We start from the raw sequence: 17629 nt of genomic DNA, 5'->3' as shown, positions 1-17629 counted from the left end.
TGCCCAACGGGCTCCCCCGGTAGATGATGCCCGGCATGGCATACCGGGCTTATTGCCTTTGAAACCTGTACGCGGGGTCACCGAGCGCAGCCACTTTTTCGTACGGATTCTATACTTGCGCGGCCAGAATGCGCCGTTCCCAAGGCGTAATTTCGTCCATGAAACTGCACAATTCCAGGGCCTTGGTCGCGACAAACCCTTCGATGAATTCACTGCCAAACAGTTCAACGGCCAGTTCGCTGCGTTTCAGACGCTCCAGCGCATCGGGAAGGGTACAGGGCAGCGTAAAATTTTCCGGCACCTCGAATTCGCCCTGCAGCGGTGCGCTAGGCGCCCGCTGTTGCTCGATGCCGTGCAACCCGGCGGCCAGCACCGTGGCGATGGCCAGGTAGGGGTTGGCGTCGGCCCCCGGCAGGCGGTTTTCCAGGCGCCGTGCGCTGGGGTGGCTGGCCGGCACGCGCAGGCCGGCGGCGCGATTGTCGTGGGACCAACACGCGTTGTTGGGCGAGGCATAGGGGTGGAAGTAACGTTGGTAGGCGTTGACGTTGGGCGCCAACAGCGCGGTCAGCTCGGCCATGGCCGCCTGCTGGCCGCCTATGAAGTGACTGAACGCATCGGTGGCCTTGCCGTGGGCATCGCTGAACAGGTTGCTGCCATCGTCACGGCGCACCACGCTCTGATGGATGTGCAGCGAGCTACCGGGCATGCGCGCCAGCGGTTTGGCCATGCACACCACACTCAGGCCATGGCGCAAGCCCACTTCCTTGAGCAAGTGCTTGAACAAAAAAGTTTGGTCGGCCAACAGCAGGGCGTCGCCATGCAACAGGTTGATCTCGAACTGGCTCACGCCCATTTCATGCATGAAGGTGTCGCGCGGCAAGCCCAATTGCGCCATACAGCGGTACACCTCACTGAAGAACGGATGCAAGCCGTTGTGCGAACTGACGCTGAAGGCGCCATAGCCCAGCTCCCCCGCCGGAAGCTCGAAGGGCTGGGCCGGGTCTGCCTGGCGGGCGAACACGTAGAATTCAAGCTCAGTCGCCACCACCGGCGCCCACCCATGTGCCGCGTAACGCTGCAGCACCCGCTTGAGCAGCACCCGGGTAGACAACGCGGAGCCACGGCCATCGAGCTCTACGGCATCACAAATGGCCAAGGCCCGCGGCGATTCGCCCCAAGGTAGCCGATAGATACGCTGTGGGTCTGGCACCAGGGCCAGGTCGCCGTCGTCGCTGCCGTAGTAGCGCGCGGCCGGGTAGCCACCCATGATGCATTGCAGCAGCACCCCGCGGGCCATCTGCAAGCGCCGCCCTTCGGCAAAGCCCGCGCCGGTCATCACTTTGCCGCGGGGCACGCCGTTCAGGTCTGGCGTCACGCATTCGATTTCATCCACCCCCGCCAACGGGCCCTGGGTACTCATTACGCTGTCCTTATTTGCAATGGTATGCGCCTGAATCGGCGGGGCTAAGGATACGCTTCTTGCGCCCCCGCGGCGATCCCATGGCACCAGCCGCGCCGGGGTATCCGGCACGGCTCGGTGGTGCCGGGCACGGCTATGCAAAGCGAACCGAGCGCTGAGAACACACCCGTTTCAGGCTTGCGAAGGCTCAACTCCGCCCGCGGCCAAGGCGCGGCGTTCACTGCCAAAGCCTAGCCAGAAGCCGATTTGCCCAAGCAAGGCGGCGCTGACCAACACCACCGCCGCCGCCATGGCCGGGCTGCCCATCCACCCCACCGCGGTGGTGCAAAGCGCGCCCACCAGCATCTGGGTGAAGCCGTAAAAGCCGGCGGCAGACCCTATCAGGTGCTGGTCTACCGAAAGGGCCTTGGTCATCGCCGCCGGGCTGGTCAGCCCCGCGCCCAGGGTGAACACGAACATCGAACCGAGTACCCACGCCACGCTCAATGCACCCGCACACTCTGCCGCCAGCAGGGCCGAGGCGCTGGCCAAGCACAGCAGGTTGCCTGCCATCAGCAGCCGCGCCAGCGGGTAATTGCGCGCCAGCCGGCGGGTGAGCGCATTGCCCACCGACATACCCACGATCAATGCCCCCAGGTACCAGCCCACTTCCTGCGGGCTGCGCTGCAATTGCTCAACGAACAAGAAAGGCGCGGCGGCGATGAAGGCGTAAATCGACGTAGTGGTGCAACCGCCGCCGAGGGCAAAACCGAGAAACGCCCGGTTGCGCAGTAACGCGCGGTAATCACTGGCGAGTGCGCGCAGGCTGACTTGGCCGCTGGGGCGGCTGGTTTCGGGCAACAGCCGCCAGCAACAGGCCAATGTGATCAGGCCCATGGCCGCTAGCAACATGAAAATGGACCGCCAGCCGAAATGGGCACTTAAGGTAGAGCCGATCAGCGGTGCCAACCCCGGCCCCACCATCATCATCAAATTGAGCAGCGCCAGGTCGCGCACCGCGTCTACCGTGGTAGATACATCGCGTACCATGGCCCGGCCCAGGGCCAAGCCCGCGCAGCCGCCCAACGCCTGGAACAATCGGGCGGCCAGCAGCACATGGATACTATGGGCGGTGGCCGCCACCGCCCCGGCCACGGCATAAATAGCGAGCCCCAGCAACAGCATCGGGCGCCTCCCCAGCCCGTCGGAGAGCGGCCCATACACCAACTGGCCAACCGCCAGGCCAATGATGTACACACCGATCGCCATTTGCATGGTCGCCGGGCTCACCGCGAACGCGGTGGCGGCCGCGGGCAAGGCCGGCACGAACATGTGCATGGCCAGGGTGCCGCTAATGGTGACCATTACCAGCAACCACAGCGGGGCTTTTTTCAAGGGGGGGTCAATGGTGCGCAAAGCGGGCCTGCCAAAGCAAAAAGGCTGCTAGATAGTTAGCCACGCAATTATAGGCATAACCGCCTGGGCGCCCGCCAGCCCCGCATGGCATAGGCATACGGGAGCGGTGTCGGAACCATGCCGACCACGCCAAATGGCACAGTCGCCAGCACCATGGCCATCGTAGCTAGCGACCGTACCTGAACCTGATCACGACCCTCCTCAACACCAGCATCACCGCAAACAACGGCGCAAGCGCGGCATCCGCTTTGGCCGCATCTTCGGTCGCACCGGCTGTTTCGATACGGTACCCGGCAGGCGTTTTTCTACCATCGGCTGTAGGGGAGTTCAAACGCTCATGCAAACGCCAGGCGCTGCATACCGTCTGCGATATCACCCCGTTCAGGGTTAGGGTCTTTGCGCCGCAGAAGCGGGGCTTCCTGCCGCACCCAGATGGACGCAACCTGAGACAAGGTTACGGGTTTGCCAGCCCTGGCAACGCGCGTGAAGTCTTCGAACGCATATGAGCATAGAAGCCTCCTTCGGCAGAGGCATATTGTTTACATATTTTAATTATGTAAACAACAAACGCGAACTAGGGCGCCAGGCTCCGTAGGATCATGCTGGTGGTGGCCATCATCCCCGCCTCCAGGTCGGGCAGCAAACGCCGCTCCATTGCCGACGGCCGGGTATACGGAATCAAGGCCTCTTCGATGGCCAGTACCACTTCATCCAGAGGGGTCTTCCGTTCGAATTCGCCGGCCCGCCGCCCTTGCTCGAGGATTGAGCGGATGATCTCGGAGAGGGCAGCCTGATGGCCGGCGGCAGTGCACCAGCTTTCCTCCTCCGCCACCCGCACCAAATCGAAAAGCTTGCTTTGGTTCATGAACAGCGCATGGCTAAGCATCAGCGCATGCCGGGTAAAGGCCCTGAATTTGCGGGTCGCGGTGGCTTCCTGGTCGGCCAAGCGGCGCAATTCATTATCCAGTTCGCCCAGCACCAACGCGCAAATAGCCTCACCAATCGCCTGCTTGGATTCAAAAAAACGATAGATGTATGCCGTGGTAATGCCAATGGCTTTCGAAAGGTCTGCCACCGTGGCCTTGCGGTAGCCGTATAGCCGGAAATGTTCGTTGGCCACCCGCAAAATTTGCAGCCGACGATCGTGTTCGGCAGGGCCGCGTTGGCCAGACGATGGCAGTTCAATGCTTTCCTGCGCGGAGGGCTGCTTCATAGCGGTCAAACATCCATTGACAAAAAAGTAACGCATTAACAATACTGTAAACACTCAACGGCGCCCCGGGGAACATGAATATGAATCAGCATCCGGTCAAGGGCACACAGAGTGTACTCGTGTTCAGGGTGCCGGGAGCCATCGACGGCCAAGGGCTGGCCCAGGGCATCACAGCCTCCAGCCGGTTTCAGAAGTGGCCTGCACCGTTTTTGGCGGTGCCTTTGCTGCAGGGCTGCGTTGGCGCTGCTCGCCATAGCCCCGCTATGCCGGGTTACGGTCGAGCCGCCCCTTGAGTCACTACCACTATTAAGCCCGCACCTTCACGATGAACATGGAAAGTGTCGCAATGGGTAACAGCTCACTGCGCCATGAGGAGTTTTAGAATGCCAATGCGTTTAGTGATCACAGGCACCGGTATTGTTTGCCCGTTAGGCTCGGGCACGGAACTTGTCTGGAAGCGCATGCTGCAGGGGCGCTCTGGCATCGCTGCTCTACCGCCCGAGTTTTGCGAGGGTATTGGTTGCACTGTGGGCGGCCGAGTACCCAGTTTGGCGGACGACCCGCAAGCAGGTTTCGACGCCACCCACGTGATACCCAGCAAAGATTTGAAAAAGATGGACCGCTTCATTGTATTTGCCCTGGCCGCCGCGAAAGAAGCGCTGGCCCAGGCACAGTGGTTTCCGACCAGCGACAGGGCCCGCGAAAGGACCGCGACCATTATTGCGTCTGGCATTGGCGGGTTCGGCGCGATAGCTAATGCGGTGAGGGTGACAGACAGCCAAGGCCCCAAACGGCTTTCGCCATTCACAATTCCGTCCTTCTTAGCGAACATGGCCGCCGGCCATGTATCGATTGCCCACGGCCTGCGTGGGCCTCTGGGTGCACCAGCGACGGCCTGTGCCGCGGGTGTTCAAGCCATTGGCGACGCGGCCAGGATGATTCGAAATGGCGAAATCGATGTGGCCATTTGCGGAGGTGCAGAAGCGGCAATAGACCGGGTAAGCCTGGCCGGCTTTGCCGCAGCCAGGGCGTTGGCCAGCGCTTTTAACCATAAGCCATCAGCGGCCTCGCGGCCGTTCGACATCCATAGAGATGGGTTTGTCATGGGAGAGGGTGCAGGTTTGTTCGTGATTGAAGCCCTTGACCATGCACTGGCCAGAGGGGCAACGCCCTTGGCAGAAATCGTCGGTTATGGCACTACAGCAGATGCCTACCACCTGACGGCAGGCCCGGAAGATGGAAGCGGCGCGGCCAGGGCTATGAAAATCGCAATCGAGCAGGCGGGCATTGCGCCAGCGGCCATCGGCCATATCAACGCCCATGCGACCTCAACGCCAGTAGGCGACAAAGGAGAACTGGCTGCCATCGCGAGTGTGTTTGGCCCCACCGCGGGCCCTGCGGTGAGCGCTACGAAATCTGCGACCGGCCACCTATTGGGGGCAGCGGGCGGCATCGAGGCGATTTTCACCCTGCTTGCCTTGCGCGACCAAATCGCGCCCCCCACCTTGAACCTGGAGAACCCCGACCCAGCCGCGGGCAACCTAAACCTGGTAAGAACCGAGGCGCAAACGTTCGCTGCCGATTACGCGCTTTCCAATGGCTTCGGGTTTGGCGGGGTCAATGCGAGCATTATCCTCAAGCGCTGGGGCGCTAGTGGGCATTCGAGGGGCTACACAGGTCGCTAAGCAATAGGATGCGCTCTCTGCTGGAGTCGAACCAGCATCTAACCCTTAGGAGGGGCTTGTTCTATCCATTGAACTAAGAGAGCACTGCTTATAACTGCTTGATTTTCTCAGCGTTCCCTTTGGTTGGCAAGTGTTTCCAGCCAAACCCCACCCTTTGCACTTAGGGCGGCGCTATTAGCGTTCAGTGGGAGTAACGCGAATGCCATGCGGTTAAGGTGGGTCACGGCATTTAGCCGGGCCCAACGCCATGGGCGCTTATAAGGCGGCGTGATTCTGGCAGTTTTGTGGAGCGCCTTCAACCGCTTATCAGCCGCCAAGCAGCCGCCACCACGGCGCGTCAAAAAAATAGGGCAAGCGCTTACAGGCAAAATGCCACTGCCCGTACCGGGCATTTTGCATTGGGCGCACGGTGCTATCTTGCAAATTGCATGCTGCGTAGCCAAAAACAACCTTTTAACTTATTGATATCACAAGGCCTTTATTGCCATGGCCGGGTGGCATGAGACATGCTCGGTATAACGCTCGCACCCATCAACCTGAGCCCCCTCGCGATCGCGGAGCCCTGCCATGAATGCAACCTTGCTCACGCTTAATGTTCTGGCCTTTATTGCGATGGTTTCGTTCCATATGGCTTCCGACCGTAGTGACGCCGCGCTGGTTCATATTGATACTGAACAATGGGTACAGCGCCCGCCAGCCCAGCACGCCACGATGGCCCCGCAGCGTGTTCAAGCCCGCCAGGTGCGCGAAGCGGGCGGCGCGCCAGAAAGCATGGAGACGACGCAGCCAGCGCCTGTCGAACGCTACACTTTTTGAAGGAACGTGAAGATGTCTGTTTCGGCGTTGGTATTTCTCCTGGCCAGTGCGCTGAGTGTGCTGGGAGCATTGCTCTGTTCACCCACCGCAGGCGCTGACGGTCGCGTGTTGCTATTCGCCGGCAGTTGTTTCGCAGTGCTGTTCCTGTTGGCGCTGATCCGGGGCAAACGTTTTCGTTTCAACCCCCAGTTGCGTTAGCGAGCGACGACGAGCCTGCTGCGGCGCGTTCACCGATAACATCTATCCCCGACACCCGAGAATGCGCTAGCGCGGTGGGCGAAGGCGCCTTGGGCTGGTAGCTGCTCGAAGCCCGCTTATCCATCCCCGTTAAACATTCGCCGGGCTACCCAGCCAAGCCTGTAACCACCCGCCGCGCCGCCTGCTCCCTTGCGCGCGGCCGGCCTGCGCACGACGGGGTCCATGAGCAACCGACAGCCTGGGTTGCATTTCGTCAGCCTCTTAATATGGAACTAGCGCTTAGCCTGATTGCCACTATGCTCTAGCCAAGGCGCGCCGTGATATCGACCAGCCATGACGGCCTAGAGACATCAGCCCAGTTATGCGCTGAGCTTCGGGCACAAAGGGGTGTCTTTTTTCCGACCAGTACGCATTTCAGACAATGGGTACTGGCATTAAGCCTTTATTCAAGCCAGAATTTGTCACATAATTGACGCCAATGTTATGGCGATACCAGGCATCATAGTGCCAACAGCAGACAATTCGGGTTGAACGTTTGGCAGAATGCATTGTCTTACCGGCATTCTGCGGCCAACTTTTCCGAGAAACCGCTTTCCCTGAACTCAATCGGTAATCCTATGCGCCCAATGAAACAGGCAGTTTATTCCAGCCGCACCGCAGACAAATTCGTGGTACGGCTTCCCGATGGCATGCGCGAGAATATCGCTGAGGTCGCACGCAATCACCACCGCAGCATGAACTCGGAAATCATCGCGCGGTTGGAACAGAGCCTTATCCAGGAAGGTGCGCTGGGCGAAGAACTGAGCATGCGCCTCGACAGCCCCGAGCTGTCGCTGCATGAACGCGAGTTGCTGCAACGCTTTCGGCAACTGAGCCATCGCCAGCAAAATGCGCTTATCGCCTTGATCGCGCATGATGTGGAAATGGCCGTAGACGCCGAATAATCCAGCAGGCGCAATAAAAAAAACCAGCTTTCGCTGGTTTTTTTGCGACCGGGTGAAGGCTTACATCAAAAACAACGTCGCCAACCCCAGGAAGATAAAAAAGCCGCCGCTGTCGGTCATCGCCGTGATCATCACGCTTGAGCCCATGGCCGGGTCGCGCCCAAAGCGCGCCAGGGTCATGGGGATCAGTACACCCATCAAGGCGGCCAATATCAGGTTGAGCGTCATAGCCGCGGTCATTACTACCCCCAACGACCAACTGTTATAGAGCAGCCAGGCGACCACGCCAATCACCCCCCCCCAGATCAGCCCGTTGAGCACGGCTACGCCCAACTCCTTGCGCATCAGCCGTTTGGTACTGCCAGGCCCCACCTGGTCCAGCGCCATGGCGCGCACGATCATGGTGATGGTTTGGTTGCCGGAGTTGCCGCCGATACCCGCCACAATCGGCATCAGCGCTGCCAGCGCGACCAAGTGGGCGATGGAGTCTTCGAACAAGCCGATCACCCGCGAGGCGACGAACGCGGTGACCAGGTTCACGGCCAGCCATGACCAACGGTTACGCAGCGACCGCCACACCGAAGCGAAGATGTCTTCTTCTTCGCGCAAGCCCGCCATGTTCAGCACTTCGCTTTCGCTTTCCTCGCGAATCAGGTCGACGATTTCGTCGATGGTCAAGCGGCCGATGAGGCGGTTGTTCTTGTCCACCACGGGGGCGGAAATCAGGTCGTAGCGTTCGAAAGCTTGGGCGGCCTCGTAGGCATCGCCATCCGGGTGGAAGGTGACCGGGTCGTTGGCCATCACCTCGGCCACTTGTTTGTCCGGGTCGTTGACCAGCAAGCGCTTGATCGGCAGCACGCCCTTGAGCACGCCCTCCTGGTCGATCACGAACACTTTGTCGGTGTGGCTGGGCAGCTCGCGCAGGCGGCGCAGGTAGCGCAACACCACTTCGAGGGTCACGTCTTCACGCAACGTGACCATTTCGAAGTCCATCAGCGCGCCCACTTGGTCCTCTTCGTAGCTCAACGCCGAGCGCACACGCTCGCGCTGCTGCGCGTCGAGGCTTTCCATCAGTTCGTGGACCACATCGCGCGGCAGCTCTGGCGCAAGGTCGGCCAACTCGTCGGCGTCCATGTCCTTGGCTGCGGCGAGGATCTCGTGATCGTCCATGTCGGCGATCAGGTTCTGGCGCACCGCGTCGGACACCTCCAGAAGGATGTCACCGTCGCGCTCGGCCTTGACCAGTTGCCAGACGGTCAGCCGGTCTTCCAGGGGCAAAGCTTCAAGGATGTAGGCGATATCGGCCGAGTGCAGGTCATCGAGTTTGCGCTGCAACTCGCTCAAGTTCTGCCGGGGCACCTGCGTCTCAGCGCGGTCTTGCTGCTGGCCGTCCTGGCGGAGGGTGAGGTCTTCCACGGCTTTTTGCCGTTGCAACAGCTCTACCACCTGGGCCAGGCGGTCCTGCAGGCTGTCTTGCAGCTTTTTGACTTCTACTTCGCTCATAGGCGTACTCCACTCCCAGCAGTGGACCACGCCGGGAGATCAATCAATCAGTGCTGAAGGGGCGAAACGCGGTGTTGAGGTTCTACTGGGTAAGTCCATTGGAAACGATTCCAGAGCCCCGGCGGGCAGACGGCGGCAATCATACCTGTTTGGCATCGACTAGGGTTAAAAAAACCGCGTGAAACAACCATTTGCAGCAGAAACCACAGGCACCTTCTAACGCCCGAAATATCCGGCAACAGTTGCCCCTATGGCACCTTCCCGGTTGGCGCTACCCTGAACAGCGCAGCGGTAGACCCCAACGCCAGGGAGGGCGTGCCATGTTTCAGTTGTTTTTTTTGCCGGCGGCCTTGTTGGCCAGCACCCTAGAGGCCCGGACTTTTCAGCGCTGTGTCGACGCAACCGGCCACCTCACCTTCACCTATACCCTGTGCCCACCCGGGGCTGAGGGGGCAGACCATCGCGCTTACAACCCGCCACCGGGCAGCGTGGCGCCGCCCACGGGCAAAACACCGGCACCGCGGGCGGCCATGCCGCTAGTAGTAGTGGGGGAGCGGGAAACGACCCAGGCCAAGGCGCTTGGGGCGCCCGCCACCGGCGCCAAAGCCACACCGGCAAAGCGGATCAAATACCGGCCAGCCAAGCCTTGAGCGCTCAGCCCTCAGGCTGGGCGGCCAATTCGGGGAACAGCACGCTGGTGTAGCCAAAACGGCTGAAGTCGGTAATACGGGAGGGGTACAGGCGGCCAATGAGATGGTCGCATTCGTGCTGCACCACCCGCGCATGAAACCCCTCGGCCACCCGCTCGATAGGGTTGCCGTCGGGATCGAAGCCTTCGTAACGAATGCGCTGGTAGCGCGCTACTACCCCGCGCAATCCCGGTACCGATAGGCAGCCTTCCCAGCCCTCTTCGTGGGTGGGCCCCAGCGGCGTGATCAGGGGGTTGAGCAATACCGTGCGGGGCACGGCCTCCGCATCAGGGTAGCGGTCACTGCGCTCGAAGCCAAAGATCACCAGTTGCAGGTCGATACCGACCTGCGGCGCCGCCAACCCAACGCCGCCCACATGGGCCATCGTTTCGAACATATCGGCAATCAACGTATGCAGTGGCTGCGTACCGAACATTTCGGGTGGCACGGGCGGTGCCACCCGCAGCAAGCGTTCATCACCCATTTTGAGTACTTCGCGGATCATGGTCGCCTCCTCACGGGCCAGCTTCGGTTTTGCCCAACGGGTGAGCACGGCGTGCCGCTTCGGGTTCTTCGGCAGCGGCAGGTTCGCCCGGTGCCTTCTCCCCGGGGTCTTTGCCTTCGGCCGACATGTGTTCGATAACGGCGTTCATTTCTGCACCGAACAGCAACACGGCCGCCGAAATATAGAAGTACAGCAGCAGCACGATAATGGCACCGATACTGCCATACATGGCGTTGTAGTTAGAAAAACTTTTAGCGTAAATGCCGAAGCCTACCGAGGCGACGATCCATACCACCACCGCCAACATGGAACCTGGGGTGATGAATCGAAACTGCTGTTTCACATCGGGCATCACGAAATAGATCAGGGCCACCGCCATCATCATCAAGACGATAACCACCGGCCACCGCGCCAGCGTCCACAGTGTGACGATGAATGCCTCTATACCAATGCGCTGGGCGATCCAGGTCATTACCTGGGGGCCGAGCACCATCAGCGCCGCAGCCGACAGCAGCATACCGGCGATGCCGATGGTGTATAGCACCGACAGCGGCAGGCGCTTCCATATCGGGCGCTGTTCGGGCACGTCGTAGGCGGCGTTCATCGCACTCATCAGCAGCCGCACACCCGACGAGGCTGTCCACAGGGCAACCAGGATTCCGAACGACAGCAACCCACCCTGCGACTGCTGCAGTTGGTCGATCACCGGGTTCACCTGGTCCAGCGCTTGGGGCGGCAATACCAACGAGGCCTGGGTGCGCAGCCAACCGAAGAAGTCGGGCAGGTGCAAAAAGCCAACCAATGAGATTAAAAACAGTATGAAAGGAAACAGCGAAAACAGCATCTGGTAAGCGAGTGCCGAAGCGTAGGTAGACATCTCGTCGTCGACGAATTCCTTGACGGTCCTCACCATCAGCGTCTTCAGTGGCAGGTGCCTCATGTGTGCGAAGATCATCACGCCCCCTGTTGCCCTTCACCCCTCGGCCCTTAGGGCCTGCTGGTAGCTTCAGCCGTTGGATAGCACAGCGGCCATCCGAAGATGACCGCTACGCTTTGCCTGGCATTGCAGGATATCAGCGATCTTTGCTGACCGCGTCTTTAACATTGCCTTTGGCTTTTTGTACGTCGCCTTTGACCTCTTGGGCTTTACCCTTGGCCTGCAACTCGGCGTTACCGGTGGCTTTGCCGACGCCTTGTTTCACATTACCGGTAGCTTCGTTGACCGCGCCTTTGATTTTGTCTTTGGTGCCACTCATGGTCGAACTCCTGTGTGAAGACTGAAATATTTCAATCGACATAAAGTGGACTCGTCGCTTCGGTGTGGAGTTTCAACCCATGGTGCGCAACGGCGCTTAGCCGACGAAGGGTACACTCAGGGAAGTTCAATTTTGTCGTTAAGGATCACCAACTTGCCTTCCTTATAAAGGGCCCCGATCGCTTTCTTGAAATTGCCCTTGCTCACCCCGAACAGTTGGGCGATCAGTTGCGGGTCACTTTTATCGCACACCGCCAAGCTGCCGCCGGCGGCTTGCACGCGCTCGAGGATTTGCCGGTGCAAACCATCGCTTGCCTGCACGCCAGGCGGCTGCAGGCTGAGCGAAACCTTGCCGTCGGCGCGTACTTCGCGGATGTAGCCCTGTTCCTGTGAGCCACCGCGCAAAAACTTGAACACTTCGTTTTTATGGATCAAGCCCCAGTGGCGATTTTCGATGATCGCGTTGAAACCCAGGTCGGTTTTGCCAGTGACCAGCAGGCTCACCGCCTGGCCCGGGACATAGGGTGGCGGGGCCTTGTCGAGATAGCGGTCAAGCTTCGCACTGGCGGTGATGCGCCGCGTGCGATGGTCGAGGAACACATGCACCACCACGTAGTCGCCCACCGCGAGCTGGCGTTTTTCTTCGGAGAACGGCAACAGCAAGTCTTTGGGCAGGCCCCAATCGAGAAACACACCAATGGCATTGACCTGTACCACCTTCAGGCTGGCGAATTCGCCCACCTGCACCTTGGGCTTGGCGGTGGTGGCCAGCAGGCGGTCTTCGCTGTCGAGGTAAACGAACACATTCAACCAATCGCCTACTTCATGGGGCTCTTCTTTGGGCAGGTAGCGCCGTGGCAGAAGGATTTCCCCTTCGGCGCCGCCGTCCAGGTACACACCGAAGTCCGTATGCTTGACCACTTGCAAGCTGTTATAGCGCCCCACCAAAGCCATCATCTTTACCTATTTTGCGAAGGCGTATAGTCTAACCCAGAACCCGCGTGGACCTGCCAGTACGCCCCACGCCCGGCGCCAGGCCGTGACCCTTCGTCACCGGTGTAACAAAAATCGACGAACGGTTGTCTGATCACGCATTTCGCCGGTATCCTCGAACCCGTCTATTGCGGGCCTTGTGCCCCTTTCCCCTGATTGCCGAAACCGAACATGCCACCGCCGGCCTTTGCGCCCGGCGTTTTGGCCGGCTCTATCGCAAGGGAGTGCAGCATGCTCATCGCCTTTTTGCCCACGTTGCGCCGCGGCGCGTTGCCGCTACTGCTGTTGGCCGGTGCACCGGCTGCGCACGCGCAGGTGATGCAACGCGAGCTGGGCGACTTCGACCTCAAGGTGGGTACCACACCGTCCCGCACCATGGCCCAGGGCCTGGTAACGCCGAGCGCCGGTGCGGCGATGCACGGCGGCATAGACCTTACTCACGACAGCGGCTTTTATGTCGGCCAATGGGCCCCCAGCCTGGGCCTGACCAGCGACACCACCTGGGAGGTCGACTCTTACGCAGGCTACAAACGCAAGCTCAACCCTGCGTTAGGTTATGAAGTGGGCATGATCGGCTATGCGCGCCCCGAGGTCGATGGTGACAGCCATGAGGTCTATGCCGGTTTGCGCGTGCTGGGCACCCGCTTTGGCGCGGCGCTCAGTTCGGCGATCGGCTCGCGCGCCAGTACCCTTTATGCCGACTTCGGTGCCTTACCCCTGGTGGGCCTGGGCGTTTCGATGAAAGTCACCAACTACCAGCTCACCACACCCTACGACGTAGGCGATGGGAGCTTAGTCAATGGCTATCACGACTGGTCGATGACCGTGTCGCGGCCATGGTTGGGCATGGACCTGAATTTCGTCTACACCGGCTCTGACCTTAACGGCGACCGCTGCGCGGCCTATGCTGGGCATAACCCCGAGTGCGGCGGCACCTTTACCTTAAAAGCCGTGCGGTCGTTTTTCTAAGCGCTACACCCGTGCAACCCAAGGCCGCCCCAGGCCAACCAAGCGGCCACCGGTGCAAGGCTGTTTCCCGGCGGCAGTGGGTGGCGCTTAAGCCGCGGCGGCTTGACCCTGGGCGGTTTCAGCAGGGCGCCGCGTCAAGCATGGCCGGCCACAACATTGTGCAAGGGCTCACCGCGGGCCAGGCGGTCGATGTTCTGTGCGATCAGCCGGTAACGCCGCTCGAACAGGCCGTGGGTCCAGCCAGACACATGGGGTGTGCAGAAGGCATTGGGTAAATCCTCGAAACGAAAGCTGGCCGGCATCACTTGATCGCCTTCGCGTGCCGGGTACTGGTACCACACATCGAGAAAGGCGCGGGCAATGCGCTGGTGTTTCAAGGCATCGTACAGCGCGGCTTGGTCTACCACGGCGGCGCGGGCGATGTTGATCAGCACCGCCTCTGGGCGCATAGCCGCCAGTTGCTGTGCACCAAAGGCGCCACGGGTGTGTTCGTTGAGTGGGCAACTGAGCACCACGAAATCCGCGCGCGGCAGTTGCTCGAGCAACTGCGCGTCGGTGTAGGCTTCGTCCATGGGCCCCGCCACCTTGCCGTCGCGGGCGCGGCTGGAGAGCGCAATCACGCGGATGCCGAAGGCCCTGGCGCGCACCGCCACGGCCTGGCCGATGCGGCCGAAGCCGATGATCAGCATCGTTTTGCCATACAGCTCGCCGCGCGGTTGGCGGCCCAGATAAGCCTGGGAAAAGCGGTCGCTGTCGAAGCGTGCATCGATGCTGGCCAGGGCGATTTGGTGTTCCAGCAAGCAGGCCATGGCGTATTCGGCCATGGGGATTTCATGCTCGAACACATTGCACACGGTGCAACCGGCCGGTAATGCGGCGAAGTCGATACCGTCGAGCCCGGCACCGGGCGCATGCAGCAAGCGAAAACGCGGTGCCGGGGTGCTGCGCTTGAAACGCATCGCTACCAGTACGTCAGCGCCGTCGATCTGGTCATCCCATTGCGCCGACTCGTGGGCTTCGCGCGGCAGCGCAACGAACTCGGCGGGGGTCGCCAGTGCTGCCGCCAGTTCATGCTGGTGGGTGGCGGCTTCGCCAACCATCACTATCTTCATGGGTGCTCCTAATGCTTACATGGGTCAGTTTGCGTGCGGCCCGGCTACCACGGAGGTTTTCAATTGCAGCCGCTGGATCTTGCCCACCATCACCAGGTAACACAGGATAGCGCCGAGGGCATGAGCTGCAATGAACATCAAGGCAACGGAGAAGTTACCCGCGTCGCTGACCAGGTAACCGATAATGATTGGCGTGATAATCCCGGCGATATTACCGAAGCCGTTGAACAGCGAACCGGCCAGGCCCGAGGCCTCCTTAGGCACCACGTCCGACATCACGCCCCAGCCCTGGGCGCCGAAACCTTTACCGAAAAACGACGCGGCCATGATCGCCACCACCAGCCATTCGGTGTTGATGTAATTGCAAATGATCATCGAGGTGCACAGCAGCATGCCCGCCACCAGCGGGATTTTGCGGGCCGCGCTCAGCGAATAACCGCGCCCCAACAACCAATCGGACACCACCCCGCCGAGCACGCCACCGAGAAAACCCGCGATTGCCGGGATGGCCGCAACCATGCCGGCCTTGAGAATCGACATACCGCGGTCTTGCACCAGGTAGATGGGAAACCAGGTGAGGAAAAAGTAGGTGAGCGTGGTCACGCAGTATTGGCCGAGAAAGATCCCGGCCATCATGCGGTTGCTGACAATCTCACGGATCGCCGGCCAGGTTCTGACACTGCCCTGCTCGCCCTTTTTGCGCTGGGTGTTCTCGGGGCTGTCCATGTCGACTACGGCGCCGCCCTGGATGAGGTAGTCCAGCTCGGCCTGGTTCATGCGCGGGTGTTGGCGCGGTGAGTGGATCACTTTTAGCCACACCAGCATCATGGCAAAGCCCAGGGTGCCCATTAGCAGGTACACGTACTGCCAGCCAAACGCCTGGGTGATCCAACCCATCAACGGGGCAAAGATCACCTTGGCGAAATAAGACGACGAGGTGAACAGCGCCGAAGTGGTGCCACGCTCCGAGGCCGGGAACCAAGTCGCCACTACCCGGCTGTTGGCGGGAAATGCCGGCGCCTCTGCCGTGCCGATCAGGATACGCAGCAGGAACAGCGCCGCGATGCCCAACGTGGCCGGTAACCCGACAACGAAGCCCATGCTGAACGTGAGGGCAGACCATAGGCCGAAACTGACCGCGTACACCCGCTTGGAGCCATAGCGGTCGAGCAAACGCCCCCCGGGGATTTGCGCCACCACGTAGGTCCAGGCGAAGGCCGAGAACAGATAACCCAAGGTAATCGAGGACACGCCGAGCGTTTGCTGGATCGCCACGCCGGTAATCGACAATGTCGCACGGTCGGCGTAATTCATTGCAGTCATGCCAAACAGCATGGCCATGATGCCGTAGCGCACGCGGGTGGCTTTGGCGGCATGGGCGGTTTCCATTGTGATGGTATCGCTACCATTCACCGGAATTGTCGCAGGGGCAAAGGTCTTGGACATGGAGGGGCCCTAGGCTGGTGTTGTATTTATTGTGTGGCGCCACCGGTAGCTCAATGGTAGCGCAATCATCCATGGGCGCTACATTAATGGGTTTGTTTTCCATTGGCAAGCGCCAGCGCTGAGAGGGTATGTTCGCATCCGGCCCGGGTGTTCAGTGGTTCGCACACGCATTAACGCGTGCGGGTTGTTGCGCGGCCATGCGGCCCGGCCACCGCCATCGGCTGAACCCTTTAAACGGTGCTTTGGCGGTCTACCAGGCTGAAGCCGATATCACGCAGCGGCGGCCCGCCGTCGTTACCGTTCAGCCGCGCCATCAGCAAAGCGGCCGCTGCATCGCCCATGGTGCGGCCATCGATGCGCACGGTAGACAGCGCCGGGAAGGTGTAGGCAGCGAACACCATGTCGCCAAAGCCCATCACGGCCACCTGCTGAGGTACCCGCAGGCCGCGCGCCGCGGCTTCGGTAAGTACGCCGTGGGCGATGGTGTCGGAGGTACACACCACCATCAATGGCTCGCCACCCTCCCCCGCGCCACGCTCGAGCAACCGGCCCAGCCCCTCGCGGCCTTGGGCCAAACTGGGCAGGCCCTCGAAGCGCTCGGTGTAGGCCAGCGCCACACCATGGCCCTGCAGCGCCTGGGCGAAGGCATGACTACGGCGCATACCGCGCGGGTCGCCCACCTTGAGCAGGGCGAAGCGACGATAGCCTTTGCCCAATAGGTGCGTGGCCAGTTGCTGGCCCACCTGTTCATGGGAAAACCCCACCAGCATGTCGATGGGGTCGTCGGTCAAGTCCCAGGTTTCCACCACCGGTACACCACTGGCTTTCAGGCGCTGCCGGCTGCCTTCGGTGTGCAGCGTACCGGTAAGGATGATGCCGTCTGGCCGACGGCTGAGGATCACTTCGAGCAGTTCCTGCTCACGGTCGGCCTGGTAGCCGCTCATGCCCAACAGCACTTGGTAACCGGCGCTGGCTAGCCGCTCGGCAACGGCCTGGAAGGTGTCTGAAAAAATAGGGTTGGTCAGCATGGGCACGATCACCGCCACCAACCGGCTGCGGTTGGAGGCCAAGGCACCGGCCAGGCGGTTGGGTACGTAGCCGGTTTGCTCGATGGCCTTGAGCACTTTGTCTCGCGTGCCCTCGCGCACGGCCTCTGGCTGGTTGAGTACCCGCGATACGGTCATGGGGGCAACGCCCGCCAAACGGGCCACGTCGATCAGGGTAACGCCGCCGGTATGCCGGCCGCTGTGAGACTTTTGCGCCATCAAGGTTTTGCCGAAAGTGAATGAGGCATCGTACAGTGCGCTTGCAATGGCTGCTAGTGTGGTGGCTTAGAAGTTGGCACAAGAATTGACAAGTGCTTCCCCGGCGAGCAAGGCGCCGTGGCACGCCCTCGCAGGGCTATGGCGAGCTGCGCTAACCCGGCGCGGCAGCAAAAGGCACCGCCGAAAGGCTACAGCTCGCTGTTGAGGCGCCACACCGATTG

The 17629-nt window shown here is 60.9% G+C and carries 17 protein-coding genes and 1 tRNA gene; 6 read left to right on the top strand and 12 right to left on the bottom strand.

Annotation, left to right across the window (positions count from 1 at the left end; genetic code table 11):
* Window positions 1-109: 109 nt before the first annotated feature.
* The 3 genes from HAQ05_RS16010 to HAQ05_RS16000 form a co-directional block, all read right to left on the bottom strand.
* On the bottom strand, window positions 110-1420 hold the full coding sequence (locus tag HAQ05_RS16010; protein WP_190422340.1) for a glutamine synthetase family protein: 1311 nt from the start codon (window positions 1418-1420) through the stop codon (window positions 110-112).
* Between the two features lie 171 nt (window positions 1421-1591).
* A complete protein-coding gene (locus HAQ05_RS16005) occupies window positions 1592-2794 on the bottom strand; it encodes a multidrug effflux MFS transporter (protein WP_238935177.1) in 1203 nt (400 codons plus the stop codon).
* Between the two features lie 595 nt (window positions 2795-3389).
* Entirely contained in the window at window positions 3390-4028 is a 639-nt protein-coding gene (locus tag HAQ05_RS16000) for a TetR/AcrR family transcriptional regulator (protein ID WP_190422336.1), read from the bottom strand.
* 383 nt (window positions 4029-4411) lie between these two features.
* Between HAQ05_RS16000 and fabF the strand changes: the two genes are divergently transcribed.
* Window positions 4412-5713 (top strand): beta-ketoacyl-ACP synthase II, encoded by a 1302-nt coding sequence (gene fabF, locus HAQ05_RS15995; protein ID WP_190422334.1) that lies wholly within the window; start codon window positions 4412-4414, stop codon window positions 5711-5713.
* A gap of 11 nt (window positions 5714-5724) precedes the next feature.
* On the opposite strand, the gene HAQ05_RS15990 is transcribed toward fabF, so the two are convergent.
* Window positions 5725-5796: transfer RNA gene (locus tag HAQ05_RS15990), tRNA-Arg, on the bottom strand.
* Between the two features lie 484 nt (window positions 5797-6280).
* Here HAQ05_RS15990 and HAQ05_RS15985 point away from each other — a divergent pair.
* The 3 genes from HAQ05_RS15985 (at window position 6281) to HAQ05_RS15975 (ending at window position 7671) form a co-directional block, all read left to right on the top strand.
* On the top strand, window positions 6281-6529 hold the full coding sequence (locus HAQ05_RS15985; RefSeq protein WP_190422332.1) for a hypothetical protein: 249 nt from the start codon (window positions 6281-6283) through the stop codon (window positions 6527-6529).
* 12 nt (window positions 6530-6541) lie between these two features.
* Window positions 6542-6727 carry a PA3371 family protein gene (locus HAQ05_RS15980; RefSeq protein ID WP_190422330.1) on the top strand — a complete coding sequence of 62 codons (186 nt, stop codon included), beginning with the start codon at window positions 6542-6544 and terminating at the stop codon, window positions 6725-6727.
* Window positions 6728-7344: 617 nt separating this feature from the next.
* Window positions 7345-7671 (top strand): Arc family DNA-binding protein, encoded by a 327-nt coding sequence (locus HAQ05_RS15975; RefSeq protein ID WP_190422327.1) that lies wholly within the window; start codon window positions 7345-7347, stop codon window positions 7669-7671.
* 60 nt (window positions 7672-7731) lie between these two features.
* On the opposite strand, the gene mgtE is transcribed toward HAQ05_RS15975, so the two are convergent.
* Entirely contained in the window at window positions 7732-9174 is a 1443-nt protein-coding gene (gene mgtE / locus HAQ05_RS15970) for a magnesium transporter (protein WP_190422325.1), read from the bottom strand.
* A gap of 320 nt (window positions 9175-9494) precedes the next feature.
* Here mgtE and HAQ05_RS15965 point away from each other — a divergent pair, with 320 nt between their 5' ends.
* Complete coding sequence (locus HAQ05_RS15965) at window positions 9495-9824, top strand: hypothetical protein (RefSeq protein ID WP_190422323.1); 330 nt, start codon at window positions 9495-9497, stop codon at window positions 9822-9824.
* Between the two features lie 4 nt (window positions 9825-9828).
* On the opposite strand, the gene def is transcribed toward HAQ05_RS15965, so the two are convergent.
* The 4 genes from def to HAQ05_RS15945 form a co-directional block, all read right to left on the bottom strand.
* Window positions 9829-10368 (bottom strand): peptide deformylase, encoded by a 540-nt coding sequence (gene def / locus HAQ05_RS15960; RefSeq protein ID WP_190422321.1) that lies wholly within the window; start codon window positions 10366-10368, stop codon window positions 9829-9831.
* 10 nt (window positions 10369-10378) lie between these two features.
* A complete protein-coding gene (locus HAQ05_RS15955; protein ID WP_190422319.1) occupies window positions 10379-11323 on the bottom strand; it encodes a YihY/virulence factor BrkB family protein in 945 nt (314 codons plus the stop codon).
* A 118-nt stretch (window positions 11324-11441) separates the two neighbouring features.
* Window positions 11442-11624 carry a CsbD family protein gene (locus HAQ05_RS15950; protein ID WP_190422317.1) on the bottom strand — a complete coding sequence of 61 codons (183 nt, stop codon included), beginning with the start codon at window positions 11622-11624 and terminating at the stop codon, window positions 11442-11444.
* Between the two features lie 116 nt (window positions 11625-11740).
* Window positions 11741-12577, bottom strand: coding sequence for a CvfB family protein (locus tag HAQ05_RS15945; RefSeq protein ID WP_190422364.1), 837 nt, complete (start codon window positions 12575-12577; stop codon window positions 11741-11743).
* 285 nt (window positions 12578-12862) lie between these two features.
* On the opposite strand from HAQ05_RS15945, the gene HAQ05_RS15940 reads away from it, so the two are divergent.
* The gene (locus HAQ05_RS15940; RefSeq protein ID WP_420825776.1) at window positions 12863-13585 is read left to right on the top strand and encodes a TorF family putative porin; all 723 of its coding nucleotides are present in this window, start codon (window positions 12863-12865) and stop codon (window positions 13583-13585) included.
* Between the two features lie 134 nt (window positions 13586-13719).
* Here HAQ05_RS15940 and HAQ05_RS15935 read toward each other — a convergent pair whose 3' ends face one another.
* The 3 genes from HAQ05_RS15935 to HAQ05_RS15925 all read right to left on the bottom strand — a co-directional run bounded on the left by HAQ05_RS15935 (window position 13720) and on the right by HAQ05_RS15925 (window position 17408).
* On the bottom strand, window positions 13720-14697 hold the full coding sequence (locus tag HAQ05_RS15935) for a 2-hydroxyacid dehydrogenase (protein WP_190422313.1): 978 nt from the start codon (window positions 14695-14697) through the stop codon (window positions 13720-13722).
* 24 nt (window positions 14698-14721) lie between these two features.
* Window positions 14722-16086, bottom strand: coding sequence for an MFS transporter (locus HAQ05_RS15930; RefSeq protein ID WP_202988089.1), 1365 nt, complete (start codon window positions 16084-16086; stop codon window positions 14722-14724).
* Window positions 16087-16373: 287 nt separating this feature from the next.
* On the bottom strand, window positions 16374-17408 hold the full coding sequence (locus HAQ05_RS15925) for a LacI family DNA-binding transcriptional regulator (protein ID WP_190422310.1): 1035 nt from the start codon (window positions 17406-17408) through the stop codon (window positions 16374-16376).
* Window positions 17409-17629 lie beyond the last annotated feature (221 nt).

This window comes from Pseudomonas typographi, assembly GCF_014694385.1.
In the GTDB taxonomy this organism is placed as follows: domain Bacteria; phylum Pseudomonadota; class Gammaproteobacteria; order Pseudomonadales; family Pseudomonadaceae; genus Aquipseudomonas; species Aquipseudomonas typographi.
Note: the sequence above shows the minus strand (reverse complement) of the source record. Positions and strands in the feature narration are given on the sequence as shown.

Coding starts and splice junctions, on each gene's coding strand:
- HAQ05_RS16010 (WP_190422340.1), bottom strand. CDS start 1,420: ATGAGTACCCAGGGCCCGTTGGCGGGGGTGGATGAAATCGAATGCGTG.
- HAQ05_RS16000 (WP_190422336.1), bottom strand. CDS start 4,028: ATGAAGCAGCCCTCCGCGCAGGAAAGCATTGAACTGCCATCGTCTGGC.
- fabF (WP_190422334.1), top strand. CDS start 4,412: ATGCCAATGCGTTTAGTGATCACAGGCACCGGTATTGTTTGCCCGTTA.
- HAQ05_RS15985 (WP_190422332.1), top strand. CDS start 6,281: ATGAATGCAACCTTGCTCACGCTTAATGTTCTGGCCTTTATTGCGATG.
- HAQ05_RS15980 (WP_190422330.1), top strand. CDS start 6,542: ATGTCTGTTTCGGCGTTGGTATTTCTCCTGGCCAGTGCGCTGAGTGTG.
- HAQ05_RS15975 (WP_190422327.1), top strand. CDS start 7,345: ATGCGCCCAATGAAACAGGCAGTTTATTCCAGCCGCACCGCAGACAAA.
- mgtE (WP_190422325.1), bottom strand. CDS start 9,174: ATGAGCGAAGTAGAAGTCAAAAAGCTGCAAGACAGCCTGCAGGACCGC.
- HAQ05_RS15965 (WP_190422323.1), top strand. CDS start 9,495: ATGTTTCAGTTGTTTTTTTTGCCGGCGGCCTTGTTGGCCAGCACCCTA.
- def (WP_190422321.1), bottom strand. CDS start 10,368: ATGATCCGCGAAGTACTCAAAATGGGTGATGAACGCTTGCTGCGGGTG.
- HAQ05_RS15955 (WP_190422319.1), bottom strand. CDS start 11,323: ATGATCTTCGCACACATGAGGCACCTGCCACTGAAGACGCTGATGGTG.
- HAQ05_RS15950 (WP_190422317.1), bottom strand. CDS start 11,624: ATGAGTGGCACCAAAGACAAAATCAAAGGCGCGGTCAACGAAGCTACC.
- HAQ05_RS15945 (WP_190422364.1), bottom strand. CDS start 12,577: ATGGCTTTGGTGGGGCGCTATAACAGCTTGCAAGTGGTCAAGCATACG.
- HAQ05_RS15935 (WP_190422313.1), bottom strand. CDS start 14,697: ATGAAGATAGTGATGGTTGGCGAAGCCGCCACCCACCAGCATGAACTG.
- HAQ05_RS15930 (WP_202988089.1), bottom strand. CDS start 16,086: ATGGAAACCGCCCATGCCGCCAAAGCCACCCGCGTGCGCTACGGCATC.
- HAQ05_RS15925 (WP_190422310.1), bottom strand. CDS start 17,408: ATGGCGCAAAAGTCTCACAGCGGCCGGCATACCGGCGGCGTTACCCTG.